Here is a 16,575-nt window from a genome sequence, read left to right on the forward strand (position 1 = left end):
GCTGTAAACCTTTCGTCGGCGATACGGTCGCGCCGGGCGCCCGGCGACGCAGCCGTGCCGCGGCGCAGGGGTCGGACTCAAGGACTCAAAAAGAGCCGCAATCGCAAGGAGTTCACGTTCGTGATACCGAGATGGCCGGCGCCCCGCACGCGCCGTACCGCCCATGTCAGACGAGTCGCGGCCGTCACCGTGGCCGCGCTCGCCGCAGCACTCGTCCAACCCCTCGCCGCCGGAGCCGCCACCCCGCCCCCGCCACCGCCGCCGTCCGACGCCAAGCTCGCCGCCGAGCCCGCCCGGCACGACCTCACCCGCGAGCAGTTCTACTTCGTCCTCCCGGACCGCTTCGCCAACGGGGACAAGCGCAACGACCGCGGCGGCCTCACCGGTTCACGCCTCACCACCGGTTACGACCCCACCGACAAGGGCTTCTACCAGGGCGGCGACCTCAAGGGCCTGACCCGCGAGCTCGACTACATCAAGGGCCTCGGCACCACCGCGATCTGGCTCGCCCCGATCTTCAAGAACCAGCCGGTGCAGGGAGAGGGCGACAACGCCTCCGCCGGCTACCACGGTTACTGGATCACCGACTTCACCCAGGTCGACCCGCACTTCGGCACCAACAAGGACCTCGAAACCCTCATCGACAAGGCGCACGCCAAGGGCATGAAGGTCTTCTTCGACGTCATCACCAACCACACCGCCGACGTCGTCGACTACGAGGAGAAGTCCTACGACTATCTCTCCAAAGGCGCCTTCCCCTACCTGACCAAGGACGGCGAGCCCTTCGACGACGCCGACTACGCGGACGGCACCCGGAAGTTCCCCAGGACCAATACCGGTTCCTTCCCGCGCACCCCCGTCGTCCCCGACGCCAAGCGGAAGCTCAAGGTCCCCGCCTGGCTCAACGACCCGGCGATGTACCACAACCGAGGCGACTCCACCTGGGCCGGTGAGTCGGCGACGTACGGCGACTTCGTCGGTCTCGACGATCTGTGGACCGAGCGTCCCGAGGTCGTCGAGGGCATGGAGAAGATCTACCAGCGGTGGGTCAGGGACTTCGACATCGACGGCTTCCGGATCGACACCGTGAAGCACGTCAACATGGAGTTCTGGACCCAGTGGGCCACCGCCCTCGACGCGTACGCGGCCAAGAAGGGCCGGGACGACTTCTTCATGTTCGGCGAGGTCTACTCCGCCGACACCGACGTCACCGCCCCGTACGTCACCCAGGGCCGCCTCGACTCCACGCTCGACTTCCCCTTCCAGGACGCGGCCCGCGCGTACGCATCCCAGGGCGGCAGCGCCCAGCGGCTCGCCTCGGTCTTCGGTGACGACTACAAGTACACGACCGGCAGGGCCAACGCGTACGAGCAGGTCACCTTCCTCGGCAACCACGACATGGGCCGCATCGGGACCTTCCTCAAGCAGGACAACCCCGGTGCGACCGACGCCGAGCTGCTCAGGAAGGCCGGGCTGGCCAACGAGCTGATGTTCCTCAGCCGCGGCAACCCGGTGATCTACTACGGCGACGAGCAGGGCTTCACCGGCGCGGGCGGCGACAAGGACGCCCGGCAGACGATGTTCGGCTCCGAGGTCGCCGACTACCTCGACGACGACCAGCTCGGCACGGACCGTACGCACGCCGACGACGCCTACGACACGAGAGCACCGCTCTACCGGCAGATCAGCGCGCTCGCCAAGCTGCGCAAGGCCCACCCCGCCCTCGCCGACGGAGTCCAGACCGAGCGGTACGCCGCCGACGGCCCCGGCGTCTACGCCGTCACCCGCACGGACGCGAAGACCCGCACCGAATACGTCGTCGCCTTCAACAACGCGGGCGAGGCGAAGACGGCGACCTTCGCGACCGGCTCCGCCGACATGCGTTTCGCCGGGATCCACGGAACCGACCAGAACCTGAAGTCCGACGCCGACGGGAAGATGACCGTCACTGTCCCGGCCGGTTCCGCCGTCGTCTACAAGGCCACCGGCAAGCTCCCCGCCCCCGCCACCGAGCCGACCCTCACCCTGAAGGCCCCGGCCCCCGGCGCCACCGGCACCGTCGAGCTGACGGCCGACGTCGAGGGCGGGCAGCTCAACCGCGTCGTTTTCGCCGCCCAGACCGGCACCGGGAAGTGGAAGACCCTCGGCTCCGCCGACCACGCCCCGTACAAGGTCACCCACACCATCGGCAAGGACGTCGAGCCCGGCACCGCCCTGCGCTACAAGGCCGTGGTGATCGACTCCAAGGGCCGTACGGCGAGTGCCACGGCCGCCTCCACCACCGGCACCCCGCCCACCGAGCAGCCCCCCACCGCCTCCTCCCGCGACTACGCGATCGTCCACTACCACCGCCCCGACGGGAACTACGCCGACTGGGGCCTGTACGCCTGGGGCGACCTCGCCGACGGCGAGTCGACGACCTGGCCGGACAGCCACCCCTTCACCGGCCGCGACGCCTACGGCGCCTTCGCCTACGTCAAGCTCAAGCCCGGCGCCTCGACCGTCGGTTTCCTGGTCATCGACAAGGACGGCAACAAGGACGTCGCCGCCGACCGCACGATCGATGTGACGCAGACCGGCGAGGTCTGGATCGAGCAGGGCAAGGAGACCGTCCGTACCGAGCGCCCGGAGTACCCGGCGCAGGACACGTCCAAGGCGGTACTGCACTACCACCGGGCCGACGGCGCCTACGACGGCTGGGGCATCCACGTCTGGAGCGGTGCCGCGCAGCCCACCGACTGGTCGAAGCCGCTGATGCCGGTGAAGACTGATTCCTATGGCGCGGTCTTCGAGGTGCCGCTCACCGAGGGTGCCACCAGCCTCAGCTACATCATTCACAAGGGCGACGAGAAGGACCTGTCCGCCGACCAGGCCCTCGACCTCAAGGCCAACGGTCATGAGGTGTGGCTCTTGAGCGGCCAGGAGAAGTACCTGCTGCCGCAGCCCGCGGGCAGTGCCGCCGCGCTCGACCTGACGACCGCCAAGGCGATCTGGATCGACCGGAACACGGTGGCCTGGAACGGCTCCGACGCCGCCGCGTCCACGCAGCTGCTGGCCTCGCGCGACGGCTCGATCAAGGTGGAGAACGGCACGCTCACCGGCGATGACGCCCAGTGGCTCCGCCTGTCGAAGACCACCCTCACCGACGCCCAGAAGGCAGAGTTCCCGCACCTGAAGGACTACACCGCCTGGTCCGTCGACCCCCGCGACCGTGACCGGGTCCGCGAGGCCCTGCGCGGCCAGGTCGTCGCGTCCCAGCGCGCCGCGAACGGCGCCGTGCTCGCCGCGACCGGCGTCCAGATCGCCGGCGTACTCGACGATCTGTACGACGCGACGAAGGCGGACCTCGGCCCGACGTTCCACAAGGGCCGCCCCACCCTCTCCGTCTGGGCGCCGACGGCCCAGTCCGTCTCCTTCGAGCTGGACGGCTCGCTGAAGCGGATGCGGCGCGACGACCACACCGGCGTCTGGTCCGTCACCGGCCCCGCGTCCTGGAAGAACAAGCCGTACCGGTACGTCGTGAAGGTCTGGGCCCCCAGCGTCCGCGAGGTCGTCACCAACAAGGTCACCGACCCCTACTCGCTCGCCCTCACCGCCGACTCCGAGCGCAGCCTCGTCGTCGACCTCGCCGACAGGTCGCTGAAGCCCAGCGGCTGGACGACCCTGAAGAAGCCCGAGGCCGTACCGCTGAAGGACGCCCAGATCCAGGAGCTGCACATCCGGGACTTCTCCGTCGAGGACAGCACGGCCGAGCACCCCGGCACCTACCTCGCCTTCACCGACCGGGCGAGTGACGGCAGCAAGCACCTGCGCAGGCTCGCCGAATCCGGGACCTCCTACGTCCATCTCCTCCCGGCCTTCGACATCGCCACGATCCCGGAGAAGAAGTCCGACCAGGCGACCGTCGGCTGCGACCTCGCCGCCTTCCCGGCGGACTCCGAGCGGCAGCAGGAATGCGTGTCCGCGATCGCCGCCAAGGACGCCTACAACTGGGGCTACGACCCGTTCCACTACACGGTCCCGGAGGGCTCCTACGCCACCGACCCGGACGGTACGGCCCGTACCGTCGAGTTCCGCAAGATGGTCAAGGCGCTGAACGAGGACGGCCTGCGGGTCGTCATGGACGTCGTCTACAACCACACGGCGGCCGGCGGCCAGGCCCGGACCTCCGTGCTCGACCGGATCGTGCCCGGCTACTACCAGCGGCTCCTCGCGGACGGCACGGTCGCCAACAGCACCTGCTGCGCCAACACCGCGCCCGAGAACGCCATGATGGGCAAGCTCGTCGTCGACTCGGTGGTCACCTGGGCCAAGCAGTACAAGGTGGACGGTTTCCGCTTCGACCTCATGGGCCACCACCCGAAGGCCAACATGCTCGCCGTCCGCGCGGCTCTCGACGCGCTGACCCTGGAGAAGGACGGTGTCGACGGCAAGAGGATCATCCTGTACGGCGAGGGCTGGAACTTCGGCGAGATCGCCGACGACGCCCGCTTCGAGCAGGCCACGCAGCAGAACATGGCCGGTACCGGGATCGCCACGTTCTCCGACCGGGCCCGGGACGCCGTCCGCGGCGGCGGCCCCTTCGACGAGGACCCCGGCATCCAGGGCTTCGCGTCCGGCCTCTACACCGAGCCCAACTCCTCGGCGAACAACGGCACTCCGACCGAGCAGAGGGCCCGCCTCCTGCACTACCAGGACCTCATCAAGGTCGGCCTCTCCGGAAACCTCGCCGGATACCGCTTCACCGACACCACCGGCCGGCAGGTCAAGGGCTCCGAGGTCGACTACAACGGCCGGCCCGCCGGATACGCGGCGGCCCCCGGTGACGCCCTCGCCTACGCCGACGCCCACGACAACGAGTCGTTGTTCGACGCGCTCGCCTTCAAGCTGCCCGCCTCCACGAGCGCGGCCGACCGCGCCCGGATGCAGGTCCTCGCCATGGCCACGGCCACCCTCTCGCAGGGCCCGGCCCTCTCCCAGGCGGGCACCGACCTGCTGCGCTCCAAGTCCCTGGACCGCAACTCGTACGACAGCGGGGACTGGTTCAACGCCATCCACTGGAACTGCGCCGACGGCAACGGCTTCGGACGGGGGCTGCCGATGGCGGCCGACAACGCGTCCAAGTGGGCTTACGGCAAACCCCTGTTGGGCACGGTGAAGGTCGGCTGCGAGCAGATCGAGGGAGCCTCGGCCGCGTACCGGGATCTGCTGAAGATCCGTACGATGGAGGGCGCCTTCTCCCTCGACACGGCCGAGCAGGTCCAGCAGCGGCTCTCCTTCCCGCTGTCCGGCAGGGACGAGACGCCCGGCGTGATCACCATGCGGCTCGGTGACCTGGTCGTCGTGTTCAACGCGACGCCGGAACGCCAGGAGCAGCGCGTCGCGGCACTGGCCGGGGCGGACTACCGCCTGCACCCGGTCCAGGCGACGGGCGCGGACGCCACCGTCAAGGATGCGGCCTACGCGGCGGACTCGGGAACCTTCACCGTCCCGGCCCGCACGGTGGCCGTCTTCACCCGCGCCGGCTGACCGCGGTTAGGGTGCTCCTGTCCGCCGGAGAAACAGGAGCACCCATGCCGCAGATCACCGTCGACTATTCCGAGCAGCTCGCCGAGGGCTTCGATCGGCCGGGATTCGCCAAGGCGCTGCACGCGGCCGTGGTCGACATCGCGGCGGCGAAGCCCCCGGCGTGCAAGACGCAGTTCCGCCGGACCGAGAACACCACGGTCGGCCCCGACACCGAGGGGCACGCCGTGGTGCATGTGCACATCGGCCTCCTGGCCGGGCGTACCGACGAGACCAAGGCGCGACTCACCGAGGCCGTACTGGAGCTGCTGCGGCAGTACGTGAAGCCCGACGGGGGTCTCGACCTGCACGCGTCGGCCGAGGTGCGGGACCTCGATGCGTCGTACCGGAAGTTCGAGGCCTGAGTTCGGCGCCTGAAAAAGGGGATTCTCAGGACGCCAGCGCGATCAGGCGGGCCGCCAGATCGCTGAACGGCCCGTCGAACGGCTCGTCCTTGAGGACCTGGCGCATCAGCATCGCCATCTCCTCGTCGTGGGCCGCGCTGACGGCCGCCAGCGCCGCGAAGTCGTGCACGAGCTGGTACTCCAGCTCGGCCCGCGGGATGCGTCGGCCGTCCAGCCAGATCAACGCCGTCGACTCGGCGAGCGAGATCCACGACCGCACGACCAGTTCCAGCCGCGCGGGCGGATCCTCGACGCCCAGATGCGAAAGGATCTGGTCATACGCGGCCTGCCGTACGGCATCGACGAGGGCGTTCGTCGTCGAGGACCCCGCCGCCGGGCCGCCCCGCATCAGCGCCGAGAAACCGGGGCCGTGCTCGTCGACGAAGTCGAAGAACCGGCACATCACGCGCAGCAGCCGAGCCCCCAGCGGTCCCTCGTGGGGCTCCACGAACCGGCCCGCCAGATCGTCCGCCGCCCGCCGCAACGCGGCCTCGTACAGGCTGAGTTTGCCGGGGAAGTAGTGGTAGACCAGCGGGCGTGAGATGCCCGCGGCGGACGCTATCTCGTCGATGGAGACCTCGTCGGGGGAACGGCGGCTGAACAGTTCGAGGGCGACGCCGATCAACTGCTGCCGCCGCTCCTCGACACCCATCCTGCGGCGAACCCCGGTAGACATACGAACACCTTACCGATCGGATCCAGCCTTGAACGGACAGAACCGATCCGGGGTGTTCGGCAGCACTCGCCGGCCGGCTACCCCAGGCCGTTGATCGAGCGCCCGTCCGTCAGGGTTCCCTTCAGCTCTGCCTTGACGCCCTGCTTCGTCTTCGCGGCCAGCACGTTGCCCTGCGCGGTCCGTTCCACCCCGCCCGTCGTGCTGATCGACGCGGTGTCCCGGCTGCCCGCCGCCAGCAGATACCAGGGGCCCGCCTCGGACTTCCACAGCACCCCGGCCAGCACATGAGGATCGCGTGGCCCGCAGGCCGCCACGTTCTCGGCCTTCGCGGCCACCGCCCCGTACTTCCCGCCCGGCGTGTGGAACTGCGCCAGCACCCGCTCGCCGCCGCCCCGCCAGGTCTCCCCGCGCGTGCACACCCATGCCGCCGTGCCGCTCGCGTCGGGCAGCGGCTGCGAGGCGTACTGCCAGGCGTTCACCGACCGTACGCCGTGCCCGCGCAGGTCGGCCAGCGAGCAGCCGAACGGCGCCCAGGTGCGCAGTGCCTCCGACCCGGCCGCGTCGTGCGTCTTGCCCGGGCGGCCGGTGGTGAGGCGGGCGGGGAGGAGTTCACCGAGGTCGGCCATCAGCCGCGTACCGGAGTCGTCGGTGATCTGCAGGACGTTCCAGGAGGTGCAGCCGCCGGTCTGGGCGACGGGGCTGGCCAGCGGTGCGGTGATGCCGTCGGTGAGGGCGAGGTTCATCGCGCCGGAGCCCGGCTTCAGCAGGTCCCGCTCGGCCGTCTTCTTCACCCACGGCGCGGTCAGATAGCGGACGTTGCCGTCGGTCCGGCTCACCAGCACCGCGCTCGCCTCGATACGGGTCGCGCCGTCGGCGCGGGAGAAGTCGAGGGCGGCGCCGGCCGTGCCGTCCTTCGGCTCGGCGTAGCGGGTGATGCGCAGACCGTCGTAGAAGACCACCACGCGCGCGTTGTCGACGTTCCCGGCGAAGAGCAGTTGGGGCGGGCCGGCCGGGCCGCCGGACGGAGTGCCGCGGGTCGCCGAGACCCGGACCGTCTCGCCCGGGCGCGCCCAGACGGCGAGGGCGCGGCGCAGCAGCGCACGGTCGGTGGTGAGGTCGCCGCGCGCGGGCCACACGGAGAAGTCGGTACGGGTGGCGGACCGCCAGGCGCCGGGGGAGACCTTCAGCAGCCTGCTGGGGTCGAGGGCCGCCTGGGCGGCCGGGTTCTGCGCGTACGGCGGAGCCGCGGCGCCGTCGGGACCCCAGCCGTCGCCGGGGAGGGCGAGCAGCACCCCGCACACGGCGAGGGCCGCGGCGGCGGCGAGCGCGGCCTTGAGGTGCTGGCGGCGGCGCATCAGGTCGGTGGGCCGGGCCTGCAGCGAGCAGGGGTCGAACTCGGGGGAGTCGAGCAGCGGGTACTGCGCGGGGACGCCGTCGGCCTCCTGGAGCGCGGCGTCCGGGTCGGCGACACCCGCGGTGCGCAGGACATGGTGCACATCGCTGTCGGGGAGCCGCTCCAGGCCGCGCAGGACGTAGGCGGCGCGGGCGGGGGCGGAGAGCGCGGACAGGTGCTGGTCCAGCGCGAGTTCCTCGGCGCCGCCCGAGCGCGGGAACAGGCGCAGGCCCCATACCTGGGGCAGCAGCGGCGGCAGCTGGGACCGCTTGGGCCACGCCTTGCGCCGCAGCGGCAGGCCCGCCTCCAGTGCCGTACGCAGCACCTGGAGGCGGACGAAGGCGTAGCCCGGGTCGCCGTCGCGGCCGGTGGACTGGGCCGGGATCACCGACGCCGCGGCGCGGCCGCGGGGCAGCGCGCGCTGGGTGAGCGCGTGCGCCGTCAGGACACGCCGGTTGCGGCCCAGACCGGGCGGCAGCACCAAGTAGGCGAGGCGGACCAGCCGCGGATAGTGCTCGACGAGCGCGGCCTCGACCTGTTCGACGTCGACGACCGGGGCGGAAGCGGAAGACGTGGGGCGCGGGGCGACATCCTGTGACTGCACGTTCAGCAGAACGAGCGAATCAGCGTGAGGTCACCGGATTGAGCACCGAACGATCCCCAGCCGTATCGAACGGGGGCACAGGTGTGTGCCCTCCCTGACCGACCGGAGGAACAGATGAGGTTCACCCGTCCGATGCTCGCCGTGAGCGGCGCGGTTGCGGTGCTGGCGCTCGCGGGCTGCGGCTCCAACGGTGACCAGGCGGCCGAGACGGCGACCGGCAGCCTGGAACAGCTGGCCGCCGAGGTGAAGTGCACGCCGAACATCCAGATCGACGCCGACGAGCTCCGCCAGGCCCTCTGCACGGACGGCGACGAGAAGTACATCCTCGCCACCTTCGCCACCGACCGCGGCCAGCGCGAGTGGATCAACGAGTCCAAGCGCATGGGGGGCTTCTTCCTCGTCGGCCGCAAGTGGGTCGCCGTCGGCCACCAGGACGTCGTGGCGGACCTGGGCGGGGAACTCGGGGGGACGCTGGAGATCGGGGCCGACCATTCCGGCCACCACTGACTTTCCGGCGCTCTTCGGCGAGGACGTGAGAAGGCCGGCGGTGGGATCTCCCACCGCCGGCCTTCTCATGGTCACCGGCTACCGCGTCACTGGCAGTCCTGACCGCTGTTGATGCATTCGACCACCCGGTTCATCAGGTCCTCGTCCATGACGTTGATGAAGTCGTTGTGGTCGGTGATCGGCTTGTGCAGCTCCTCGGGGAAGCCGTCCACCGCGAACGGGGTCCGCACCTGTCCGTTCTCGATCACCGGGGCCGGCACGTCGTACACCAGACGGATCTGCAGCTGGGGGATGGCCTGGAAGCCGTTCGCGCAAGAGCCGTCCGCCTCGACGAAGTCGACGTGGGTGCGGTGGTTGGCGCTGTCGATGTTCTGGCCGTCCCAGCAGCTCTGGAAGTTGGCCGTGCGGACCACCTTGCTGCCCTGGGGGCAGATCGGGTACTTGTCCGTCAGCTGCCTGTCCTCGAAGCCGGTGCAGCTCCAGGATGCGTTGGCGTTCGCGTCGCCGCCGGTGAAGGCGTTGGCGGCGCCGGTGATGATGCGCAGGAACTTCGGCATCGCGACGACGTCGCCCTGCTTGTTGCCGACGAACTTGATCTCCGCCGTCTCGGCCTTCAGGATCCGGCCGAGGTTGCCCTCGGCGCCACCGCCCAGCTCGTTCTGGTCGAACTCCGCGGTGCCGTCCTGGAGTCGCAGCACCGGCCAGTAGTAGGTCGACTTGTCGTCCTGGTTCTGGCAGCTGGTATTGGCGTTGGCGAGATCCTGGTCGCTGGCGAAGGCGTTGTTGCCCTGGTTGCCGACGTAGTCGTGCGTGTGACGCGCGCCGTTGTCGACACCGGGGGCGACGATCAGGTTGTCGGTGTTGAAGTTGTTGTTCTCGTTGACGCCGCAGAACGTGGTGAAGCTGCCCGTCGAACCGGTGTCACCGTTGGCCTTGAACCCGTTCCCGTTCGACGGGGGCGTGTTCGGCTGGACGGTGGTGATGTCGACGAAGTCGTCGGCCACCGGACCGGCGGCACCGTTGCCGTTGTCCTGACCCTGGCCGTTGTCCTGGCCCTGATCCTGGCCGTTGTCCTGTCCGCCGTTGTCCTGTCCGCCGTTGCCGTCATTGGGCTGCGGCTGCTCGGCCGGCACGCCCTTGCACTGGGCGAGCCTCTCCAGTCCCCGCGGAGCGGTGCCGCCTACACGCTGGATGTTGATGTTGATCCGGTCGATGGCCGCGACGCGCTTGGACTTCAGCGGACCGAGGATCGCGTTCTGGACGAATCCGGGATCGCCCGCCTGCGCCTGCCGCGTGGAGGCGAGACGGGTGTACGCGTCGGTGATCTGCTTGTCCAGGTTGGCGAGTTCCCGGGCGACGCCGTAGCGCGCCTTCCTGGGCACGTTCCTGAGTTTCAGGCCGACGTCGGGGCAGGAGATCGTGGCGATCTGGGCCCCTGCCGACCTTGTGTTGTTCGACCAGCGGTTCTCCTCGTGTGCCGAGGCATAGAAGTTCGCCCAGACCAGCCCGCCCCCACCGAGCGCTAGGGCCGCCGATGCGGCAATGACCTTGGTGGCCAGCGGCGTGCGGCGTTTTCTTGTATTGCGTCCCATGGAACTCCTCTGACTTCCTTGCGGGGCAGCATCGAGGCGCCCGACAGGAGTGAAGCGGCTCCTTCCCATACGGAGTCCGTCCCAGGGGTGTTCAGCCGTCGCGGAAATTGATGAGAAGTTCGTGAGGGCACTGTGGAACCAACTGCCTCTGGAGTACCGGGAGTTGTTGATCGTCCACGGCGAGTGAGTGAGTGGGGCCGTTTTCGGTGACCCTGGTCGAATATCAGCGACCGTGGTCGAGATACGCGAGAACCGCCAGGACGCGACGGTTGTCGTCGTCCGACACCTCCAGGCCCAGTTTGGCGAAGATGTTGGAGGTGTGCTGGGCGATCGCGGATCCATCGCCGTACCGCCCGCCGCGACCCGTCGTACGGCGTCCACGAACTGCTCGCTCTGCAGCCCCGGCCGGGCCCAGCGGGCCCGGAGTTGTCAAGGGGTGGTGCCAGGTACACCCGCGCCGCCCGCGAGCAGCTTCGCCTCCACCTCCGGGTCCAGGCCCACCGGCGGCCGGTCCGGCCGTTGCGGGGCCGTTCCGCCGATCTCCCGCAGCCAGCGCCAGGTGTCGGCGACGGTCTCGCCGGCCGGTCGGCAGCGCAGCCCGGCGGCGAGCGCGCGGGAGACGTCCGCGCCGTGCAGGGCGTCGTGCAGCTCGCTGCCCGGCGGCACCCACACCGGCAGCCGGCTCCACGGCTCGATGCCCGCCCCAGCACCACCTCGGGCTCGGTCCAGCGCAGCTCGGCCGCCGCGCCGGTCACCCGTACACATGCCTGAAGCAGCTCGCCCATGGTGGTGTGCCCACGGGGACCGACCAGGTTGTACGGCCCGCTGCGCTCCTGCTCGACCGCGTCCAGGATCCACTCGGCGAGATCGCGGACGTCGACGAACTGCACCGGCAGCTCGCGCGGACCCGGCGCCGGCACCGGGCCGCCGCGGGCGATGCGGGTCAGCCACCAGGGCAGGCGGCCGACGTTCTCGTACGGCCCGAGCAGCAGCCGGCCCGCACCAGGAGCGAGCGATCCGCGCCGAAGGCCTCGACGGCGGCCAGCTCGCCGCCCCGCTTGTCGCGGGCGTAGTCGATGTGGTCCGCGCCGGCCTCGGCGCCCTCGACCAGGGGCGCGTCCTCGGTGTACCCGGCGGGCGGGGCCCAGGCGTACACCGAGCAGCTCGACACGTACACATACCGCCCGGCGCGGTCCCGCAGCAGCCGCGCCGCGTCCCGCACCGCCCGGGGCGCCGCCGACCAGGTGTCGACGACGGCGTCCCAGTCGCCGTCCGCCTCCGTGAGGGCGGCGAGCCCGTCGGGCGCGGTGCGGTCGCCGTGCACCTCCCGCACCCCGGGCGGGGCCGCGTGCCGTCCCCGGTGGAACGCGGTCACGTCCCAACCGCGCCCGAGCGCCGCCTCCACGACCGCCCGTCCCGCGAACTCGGTCCCACCCAGCATCAGCAGTCTCATGCCGGTGACTCTCCCCGGGGGGACGGCGGGAGGGAACCGGGTTCTGCCGACAGCAGACGATCAGGTGTGTGGGCAGACCGGAAGGGGGCGCCCACCGTGACGGTGGACGCCCCCTCGGGCACAGCGCAGTGGATCAGACCTGGCCGGCCTTGTCCAGGGCGGAGCAGCAGGTGTCGACCAGCAGGCGGGTCACCACGTACGGGTCGACGTTGGCGTTCGGGCGGCGGTCCTCGATGTAGCCCTTGCCGTCCTTCTCGACCTGCCACGGGATACGGACCGAGGCACCGCGGTTGGAGACGCCGTAGGAGAACTTGTCCCACGGGGCGGTCTCGTGCAGGCCGGTCAGGCGGTCGTCGATGCCGGCGCCGTAGTTCTTGACGTGGTCCAGCGGCTTGGAGCCCTCACCGAGCGCCTCGCAGGCGGTGATGATCGCGTCGTAGCCCTCGCGCATCGCCTTGGTGGAGAAGTTGGTGTGCGCGCCGGCGCCGTTCCAGTCGCCCTTGACCGGCTTGGGGTCGAGGGTGGCGGAGACGCCGAAGTCCTCGGCGGTGCGGTAGAGCAGCCAGCGGGCCACCCACAGCTGGTCGGAGACCTCCAGCGGGGCCAGCGGGCCGACCTGGAACTCCCACTGGCCGGGCATGACCTCGGCGTTGATGCCGGAGATGCCCAGGCCCGCCTTCAGGCAGTTCTCCAGGTGGGCCTCGACGATCTCGCGGCCGAAGATCTCGTCGGCGCCGACACCGCAGTAGTAGCCGCCCTGCGGGGCCGGGAAGCCGCCCTCGGGGAAGCCGAGCGGGCGGGCGCCGTCGAAGAAGGTGTACTCCTGCTCGATGCCGAAGATCGGCTCCTGCGCGGCGAACTTCTCGGCGACCTCGGCCAGCGCGGCACGCGTGTTGGAGGCGTGCGGGGTCATGTCCGTGTTGAGGACCTCGCACAGCACCAGGACGTCGTCACCGCCGCGGATCGGGTCCGGGCAGGAGAAGACCGGCTTGAGCACGCAGTCCGAGGCGTGGCCCTCGGCCTGGTTCGTGGAGGACCCGTCGAAGCCCCAGATCGGCAGCTCGGCACCCTTGGCGTCGTCGGCCAGGATCTTCGTCTTGGAACGAAGCTTGGCCGTCGGCTCGGTGCCGTCGATCCAGATGTACTCAGCCTTGAAGGTCACGGGCCTCATCCTTCGGGGGTGGGTCTGGGCGCGCTTGCGGGTGCGGCGGCGCTGCGGCGCCGGGACGCCGCCTTCTGCCCGGGAGCCTGTCAACAGGCGATTTCCCGGTCATTGCCCGTTTGTGAACCCCGTGTTACCTGGTGGTGGTGTGGCCCACCTCACGCTGTGAGGCCGCGGCGCGTGCGCGCGGGGGACGGCAGTGCGCTGTATGCGATGGGCTTGGGAGTGGGGTTGGGGGTGAGGGGCGGGAACGTGCCGGTCCTGCTGCTCGCGGCCGCGAGCAGCAGGACCGGACCCGCAGAACCCCTACCTCACCCCACCTTCTCGATCACGGCTCGGCGGATCAGGAACTTGCCGGGCTCCCGGACCTGTTCGAAGGCCGCGTTGTTGAGCAGGACACAGCTGCCCGAGACCGAAGTGACCTCCACCGTCGTGGACTTGTTGTTGTCCAGGTTGGTGACCTTCAGCTTCGTACCCGCCGGGAACTGGTTGCTCGACGCGGCCGGGGCGCCGCCCTCGCCGGAGAGCGTGACGGTGGAGCCGTTGCAGACCTGCTCCCCGGAGGCGGCGGCGCCACCGCCGTCGCCCGGGGCGGCGGGCTCGGAGGGCTGCGCGGCCTGCTCACCGGCGCCCTGACCCGCGTCCTCGCCCTGCTGGCCGGGCTGCGCGGCCTGGGAGCCCTGAGCCGACTCCCCAACCTCGCACCCGGACGCTTCCTGCTGACGCTGGATCTGGGCGATGACGGCCTCGCGGTTGGCGATCCGCGCCGCGGACTGCGCGTCCGGATTGGCCCGCTGGCCCTCGATGAACCGCTGGTTGTTGCCGAGGGCGGTGGCGAGGCCCTGGCAGACCGTCGAGTCCGCCGCGGACTGGGCGGCGTTCGATGTGCTCGCCATGACGAACGCACCACCGCCCGCCACCGACGCCGCGCTGACCAGCAGGGCCAGCTTCTTCTTCGTACTGAGAGTTCTCCTACGCGACATGCGCGCCTCCTGAGAGGTCGGGGAGCGTACGCCGCTATGTACGAGATCCCGAACGAGGTTACTCAGTGGTTACAGGAGTACGTTGAAGTGTCGTGCGTCACAAGGGAGTTGTCACTCAATGCCTATTGCGGACTAGGCCGGCACACCATGCGGAAGGCGTGTCCGATCAGTCTTGGAGTCCTGCGCGGCGTTGGGTACCTATAACGTTTCAGAGTGAAGGGCGAAACTGCCTCTGCCCGCGGGTGACACGGCGACAGTTTCGGTGCTGACCAGCTGATTTGCTGGACGTTCTGACGCCGTGAATGTCAGTGCCGGGCACTAAACTAGAAGCAGTGTTCGAGGGTGTCGCCGGGGTGTCCGGTCGGCGCCCTGACCGCGACAGGAGGATGCCTGTGCCCGCTGCCGCACTGAAGCCGAAGCCGTTGCCGACCCAGTCCACCGCGAAGCGCCCCGTCCTGCTCGACCTTCCCTACGCACCCGTGGAGAAGCGGCCGTTGCCGCCGGGGCGTCCGCGTGAGTGGTACGTCTCGCACAACCGCCGGCTCAAGGCGATGCGCCTTGCGATCGCGCTGCTCGACTCGGGGGTGTACGTGCCGAACCAGGCACGCAACGAGACGATCCGCGACACCGCGGAGCTCATCGGCGTCCACCCGCCGTCCGACACGACGTGCCACATGGTGCGGGCGCTGCTGCGCTACACGCGGTGAGCCGAGGCGCCGGGCGCGGCCCGCTTGCGGCGGCACCCGGCGTACCTCTCGGCCCGATCGTACTGGCGTCGTCCGGCGCACGTCTCAGTCCGTTCGCTCGTGCGGTGCGGTGCGGGGCGCCGCGCCGCCCACCGCCGCCCACCGCCGCCCCCTCACCCCGCCGCCAACTCCCGCTCCAACGGCGTCCGGAAGCGCGGTGTGATCCTGGTCGCCCCCACCCACTGCCGTAGCCGCTCCGCCTCCCCCTCGATTGTCGTGAGCGCATCCCGGCCCACGCCCTTCTCCTCCAGCACCCGCCAGACGATCTCCCCGTCGGCCCGCTGGGCCCAGCCGCCCACGATCCGTCCGTCCCACCACACCGTCGGCCCGACGTTGCCGCTGCGGTCGAACAGGGCGGGCCGCAGCTCGGGGGCGAGGAACCAGTCGCGGTGCTGCCAGCCCATCGCCGTGGGGTCGAGGGCCGGCAGCAGCGCGGCCCACGGCTCGACGGGCCCCGCCACCGGCTCGACGTCGCCCTCGACGACGTACCCCGTGCCCTCGTCCAGCCGTACCTCCTGCGCCCCGATCGCGGCCAGCGCTCTACGGACCTCGGTCACCCGCCACCCCGTCCACCACTTGAGGTCGGCCTCGGTCGCCGGCCCGCACGCCGTCAGCCAGCGGCGCAGCAGCGCGGCCTGCGCCTCGGCGATGTCCAGCTCGGGATGCTCGGGCGCCAGGGCCCAGCGGAATTGACTCGACGTCCACGAGCCGAGCGGCCGCCCCCGTACGACCTTCCCCTCCACCCCCAGCACCCGCAGCAGCCGGGTCGACACGGTGTGGACGCCCTCGTAGCTCTTCCCGACGGCATACGCGAACTGCTCCCGCAACCGCGGCTCGTCCCCGGCGAGTTCGGCCGCCGTGGCCTCCCCGCGCCGCCCCAGCACGGCCAGCGTCGACTCCTCGACCTCCTTCAGCCAGGCCGCGTCCGGCGCCCCCACCTTCGCCATGTCCTTGACCAACGAGGCCCGCTCCCGCGCGGCCACCGCGAGCCCCGTCGAGGCGTGCACCACGGCGGTCAGCTCCGTCGGGAACACGAACACGGTGTGCCGCATGCCGTGCATCCGCACCAGCGTCCGCTCCCCGTACAACGCCCGCTCGGTCTCCGCCACGGTCCCCGCGGCCTCCGCCAGCCGCGCCCCCACCGCCAGATACACCGTCGCGGGATCCGTACCGTGCAGGGCGACCAGCGCGTCAGCGACCTCCTCGGGCCGTCCGGCCCGCGCCCCCACCGCCAGCCGATGCCGCACCGCCACCCGAGCCCGCCGCTCCACCACCCCGACGTACGGCAACCCCGCAGCACCCATCCCGGCCTCCACCCGTTCCGCTCACTCCACGCCCGACGACGTCCTGTCACCCATCCTGCCGACCACCACTGACAACGGGCCCCACCTGCGAAATCTCGCCCGTCCCGCTGACCACCTCCGTCACCGCCGACGGGATCACCGCGTCCGTCCCCGGTACAGCCAGCACCGCACCGCGGGCGCGCACAT

Annotated in this window: 10 protein-coding genes and 2 pseudogenes; 4 read left to right on the forward strand and 8 right to left on the reverse strand. The window is 70.6% G+C overall.

From position 1 onward, the window contains the following. Window positions 1-120: 120 nt before the first annotated feature. Both pulA and HJD23_RS31000 read left to right on the forward strand, forming a co-directional pair. Window positions 121-5,529, forward strand: coding sequence for a pullulanase-type alpha-1,6-glucosidase (pulA, locus tag HJD23_RS30995; RefSeq protein WP_171115603.1), 5,409 nt, complete (start codon window positions 121-123; stop codon window positions 5,527-5,529). A gap of 44 nt (window positions 5,530-5,573) precedes the next feature. Further along, window positions 5,574-5,930 carry a 5-carboxymethyl-2-hydroxymuconate Delta-isomerase gene (locus HJD23_RS31000; RefSeq protein WP_171115601.1) on the forward strand — a complete coding sequence of 119 codons (357 nt, stop codon included), beginning with the start codon at window positions 5,574-5,576 and terminating at the stop codon, window positions 5,928-5,930. A 25-nt stretch (window positions 5,931-5,955) separates the two neighbouring features. On the opposite strand, the gene HJD23_RS31005 is transcribed toward HJD23_RS31000, so the two are convergent. Both HJD23_RS31005 and HJD23_RS31010 read right to left on the reverse strand, forming a co-directional pair. Beyond that, complete coding sequence (locus tag HJD23_RS31005) at window positions 5,956-6,645, reverse strand: TetR/AcrR family transcriptional regulator (RefSeq protein WP_171115599.1); 690 nt, start codon at window positions 6,643-6,645, stop codon at window positions 5,956-5,958. A gap of 77 nt (window positions 6,646-6,722) precedes the next feature. Beyond that, the gene (locus HJD23_RS31010) at window positions 6,723-8,642 is read right to left on the reverse strand and encodes a hypothetical protein (protein WP_171115597.1); all 1,920 of its coding nucleotides are present in this window, start codon (window positions 8,640-8,642) and stop codon (window positions 6,723-6,725) included. 114 nt (window positions 8,643-8,756) lie between these two features. Between HJD23_RS31010 and HJD23_RS31015 the strand changes: the two genes are divergently transcribed. Continuing rightward, a complete protein-coding gene (locus HJD23_RS31015) occupies window positions 8,757-9,149 on the forward strand; it encodes a hypothetical protein (protein ID WP_171115595.1) in 393 nt (130 codons plus the stop codon). A gap of 86 nt (window positions 9,150-9,235) precedes the next feature. Here the strand turns inward: HJD23_RS31015 and HJD23_RS31020 are convergent, their stop codons facing one another. The 5 genes and pseudogenes from HJD23_RS31020 to HJD23_RS31040 form a co-directional block, all read right to left on the reverse strand. Next, on the reverse strand, window positions 9,236-10,741 hold the full coding sequence (locus HJD23_RS31020) for a DUF1996 domain-containing protein (protein WP_171115593.1): 1,506 nt from the start codon (window positions 10,739-10,741) through the stop codon (window positions 9,236-9,238). Window positions 10,742-10,964: 223 nt separating this feature from the next. Beyond that, window positions 10,965-11,134 (reverse strand): annotated as a pseudogene (locus tag HJD23_RS31025) (DNA-binding response regulator); the annotation flags it as partial. 36 nt (window positions 11,135-11,170) lie between these two features. Beyond that, window positions 11,171-12,194 (reverse strand): annotated as a pseudogene (locus tag HJD23_RS31030) (SDR family oxidoreductase). 133 nt (window positions 12,195-12,327) lie between these two features. Beyond that, window positions 12,328-13,356: a glutamine synthetase gene (glnII, locus tag HJD23_RS31035; RefSeq protein WP_171115591.1), complete on the reverse strand. Its 1,029-nt coding sequence runs from the start codon at window positions 13,354-13,356 to the stop codon at window positions 12,328-12,330. Window positions 13,357-13,667: 311 nt separating this feature from the next. Beyond that, on the reverse strand, window positions 13,668-14,339 hold the full coding sequence (locus tag HJD23_RS31040; protein WP_171115589.1) for a hypothetical protein: 672 nt from the start codon (window positions 14,337-14,339) through the stop codon (window positions 13,668-13,670). Window positions 14,340-14,731: 392 nt separating this feature from the next. Here HJD23_RS31040 and HJD23_RS31045 point away from each other — a divergent pair, with 392 nt between their 5' ends. Further along, the gene (locus HJD23_RS31045; RefSeq protein ID WP_171115587.1) at window positions 14,732-15,046 is read left to right on the forward strand and encodes a hypothetical protein; all 315 of its coding nucleotides are present in this window, start codon (window positions 14,732-14,734) and stop codon (window positions 15,044-15,046) included. Window positions 15,047-15,198: 152 nt separating this feature from the next. On the opposite strand, the gene HJD23_RS31050 is transcribed toward HJD23_RS31045, so the two are convergent. Further along, window positions 15,199-16,389, reverse strand: coding sequence for a winged helix DNA-binding domain-containing protein (locus HJD23_RS31050; RefSeq protein WP_171115585.1), 1,191 nt, complete (start codon window positions 16,387-16,389; stop codon window positions 15,199-15,201). Window positions 16,390-16,575 lie beyond the last annotated feature (186 nt).

This window comes from Streptomyces sp. Z423-1 (assembly GCF_013009255.1).
Lineage (GTDB): Bacteria > Actinomycetota > Actinomycetes > Streptomycetales > Streptomycetaceae > Streptomyces > Streptomyces gossypiisoli.

What these genes read in the sequence shown, in the direction of transcription:
- HJD23_RS31040 (WP_171115589.1), bottom strand. Translation starts at nt 14,339, where the DNA reads ATGTCGCGTAGGAGAACTCTCAGTACGAAGAAGAAGCTGGCCCTGCTG.
- HJD23_RS31050 (WP_171115585.1), bottom strand. Translation starts at nt 16,389, where the DNA reads ATGGGTGCTGCGGGGTTGCCGTACGTCGGGGTGGTGGAGCGGCGGGCT.
- HJD23_RS31020 (WP_171115593.1), bottom strand. Translation starts at nt 10,741, where the DNA reads ATGGGACGCAATACAAGAAAACGCCGCACGCCGCTGGCCACCAAGGTC.
- HJD23_RS31005 (WP_171115599.1), bottom strand. Translation starts at nt 6,645, where the DNA reads ATGTCTACCGGGGTTCGCCGCAGGATGGGTGTCGAGGAGCGGCGGCAG.
- HJD23_RS31015 (WP_171115595.1), top strand. Translation starts at nt 8,757, where the DNA reads ATGAGGTTCACCCGTCCGATGCTCGCCGTGAGCGGCGCGGTTGCGGTG.
- HJD23_RS31000 (WP_171115601.1), top strand. Translation starts at nt 5,574, where the DNA reads ATGCCGCAGATCACCGTCGACTATTCCGAGCAGCTCGCCGAGGGCTTC.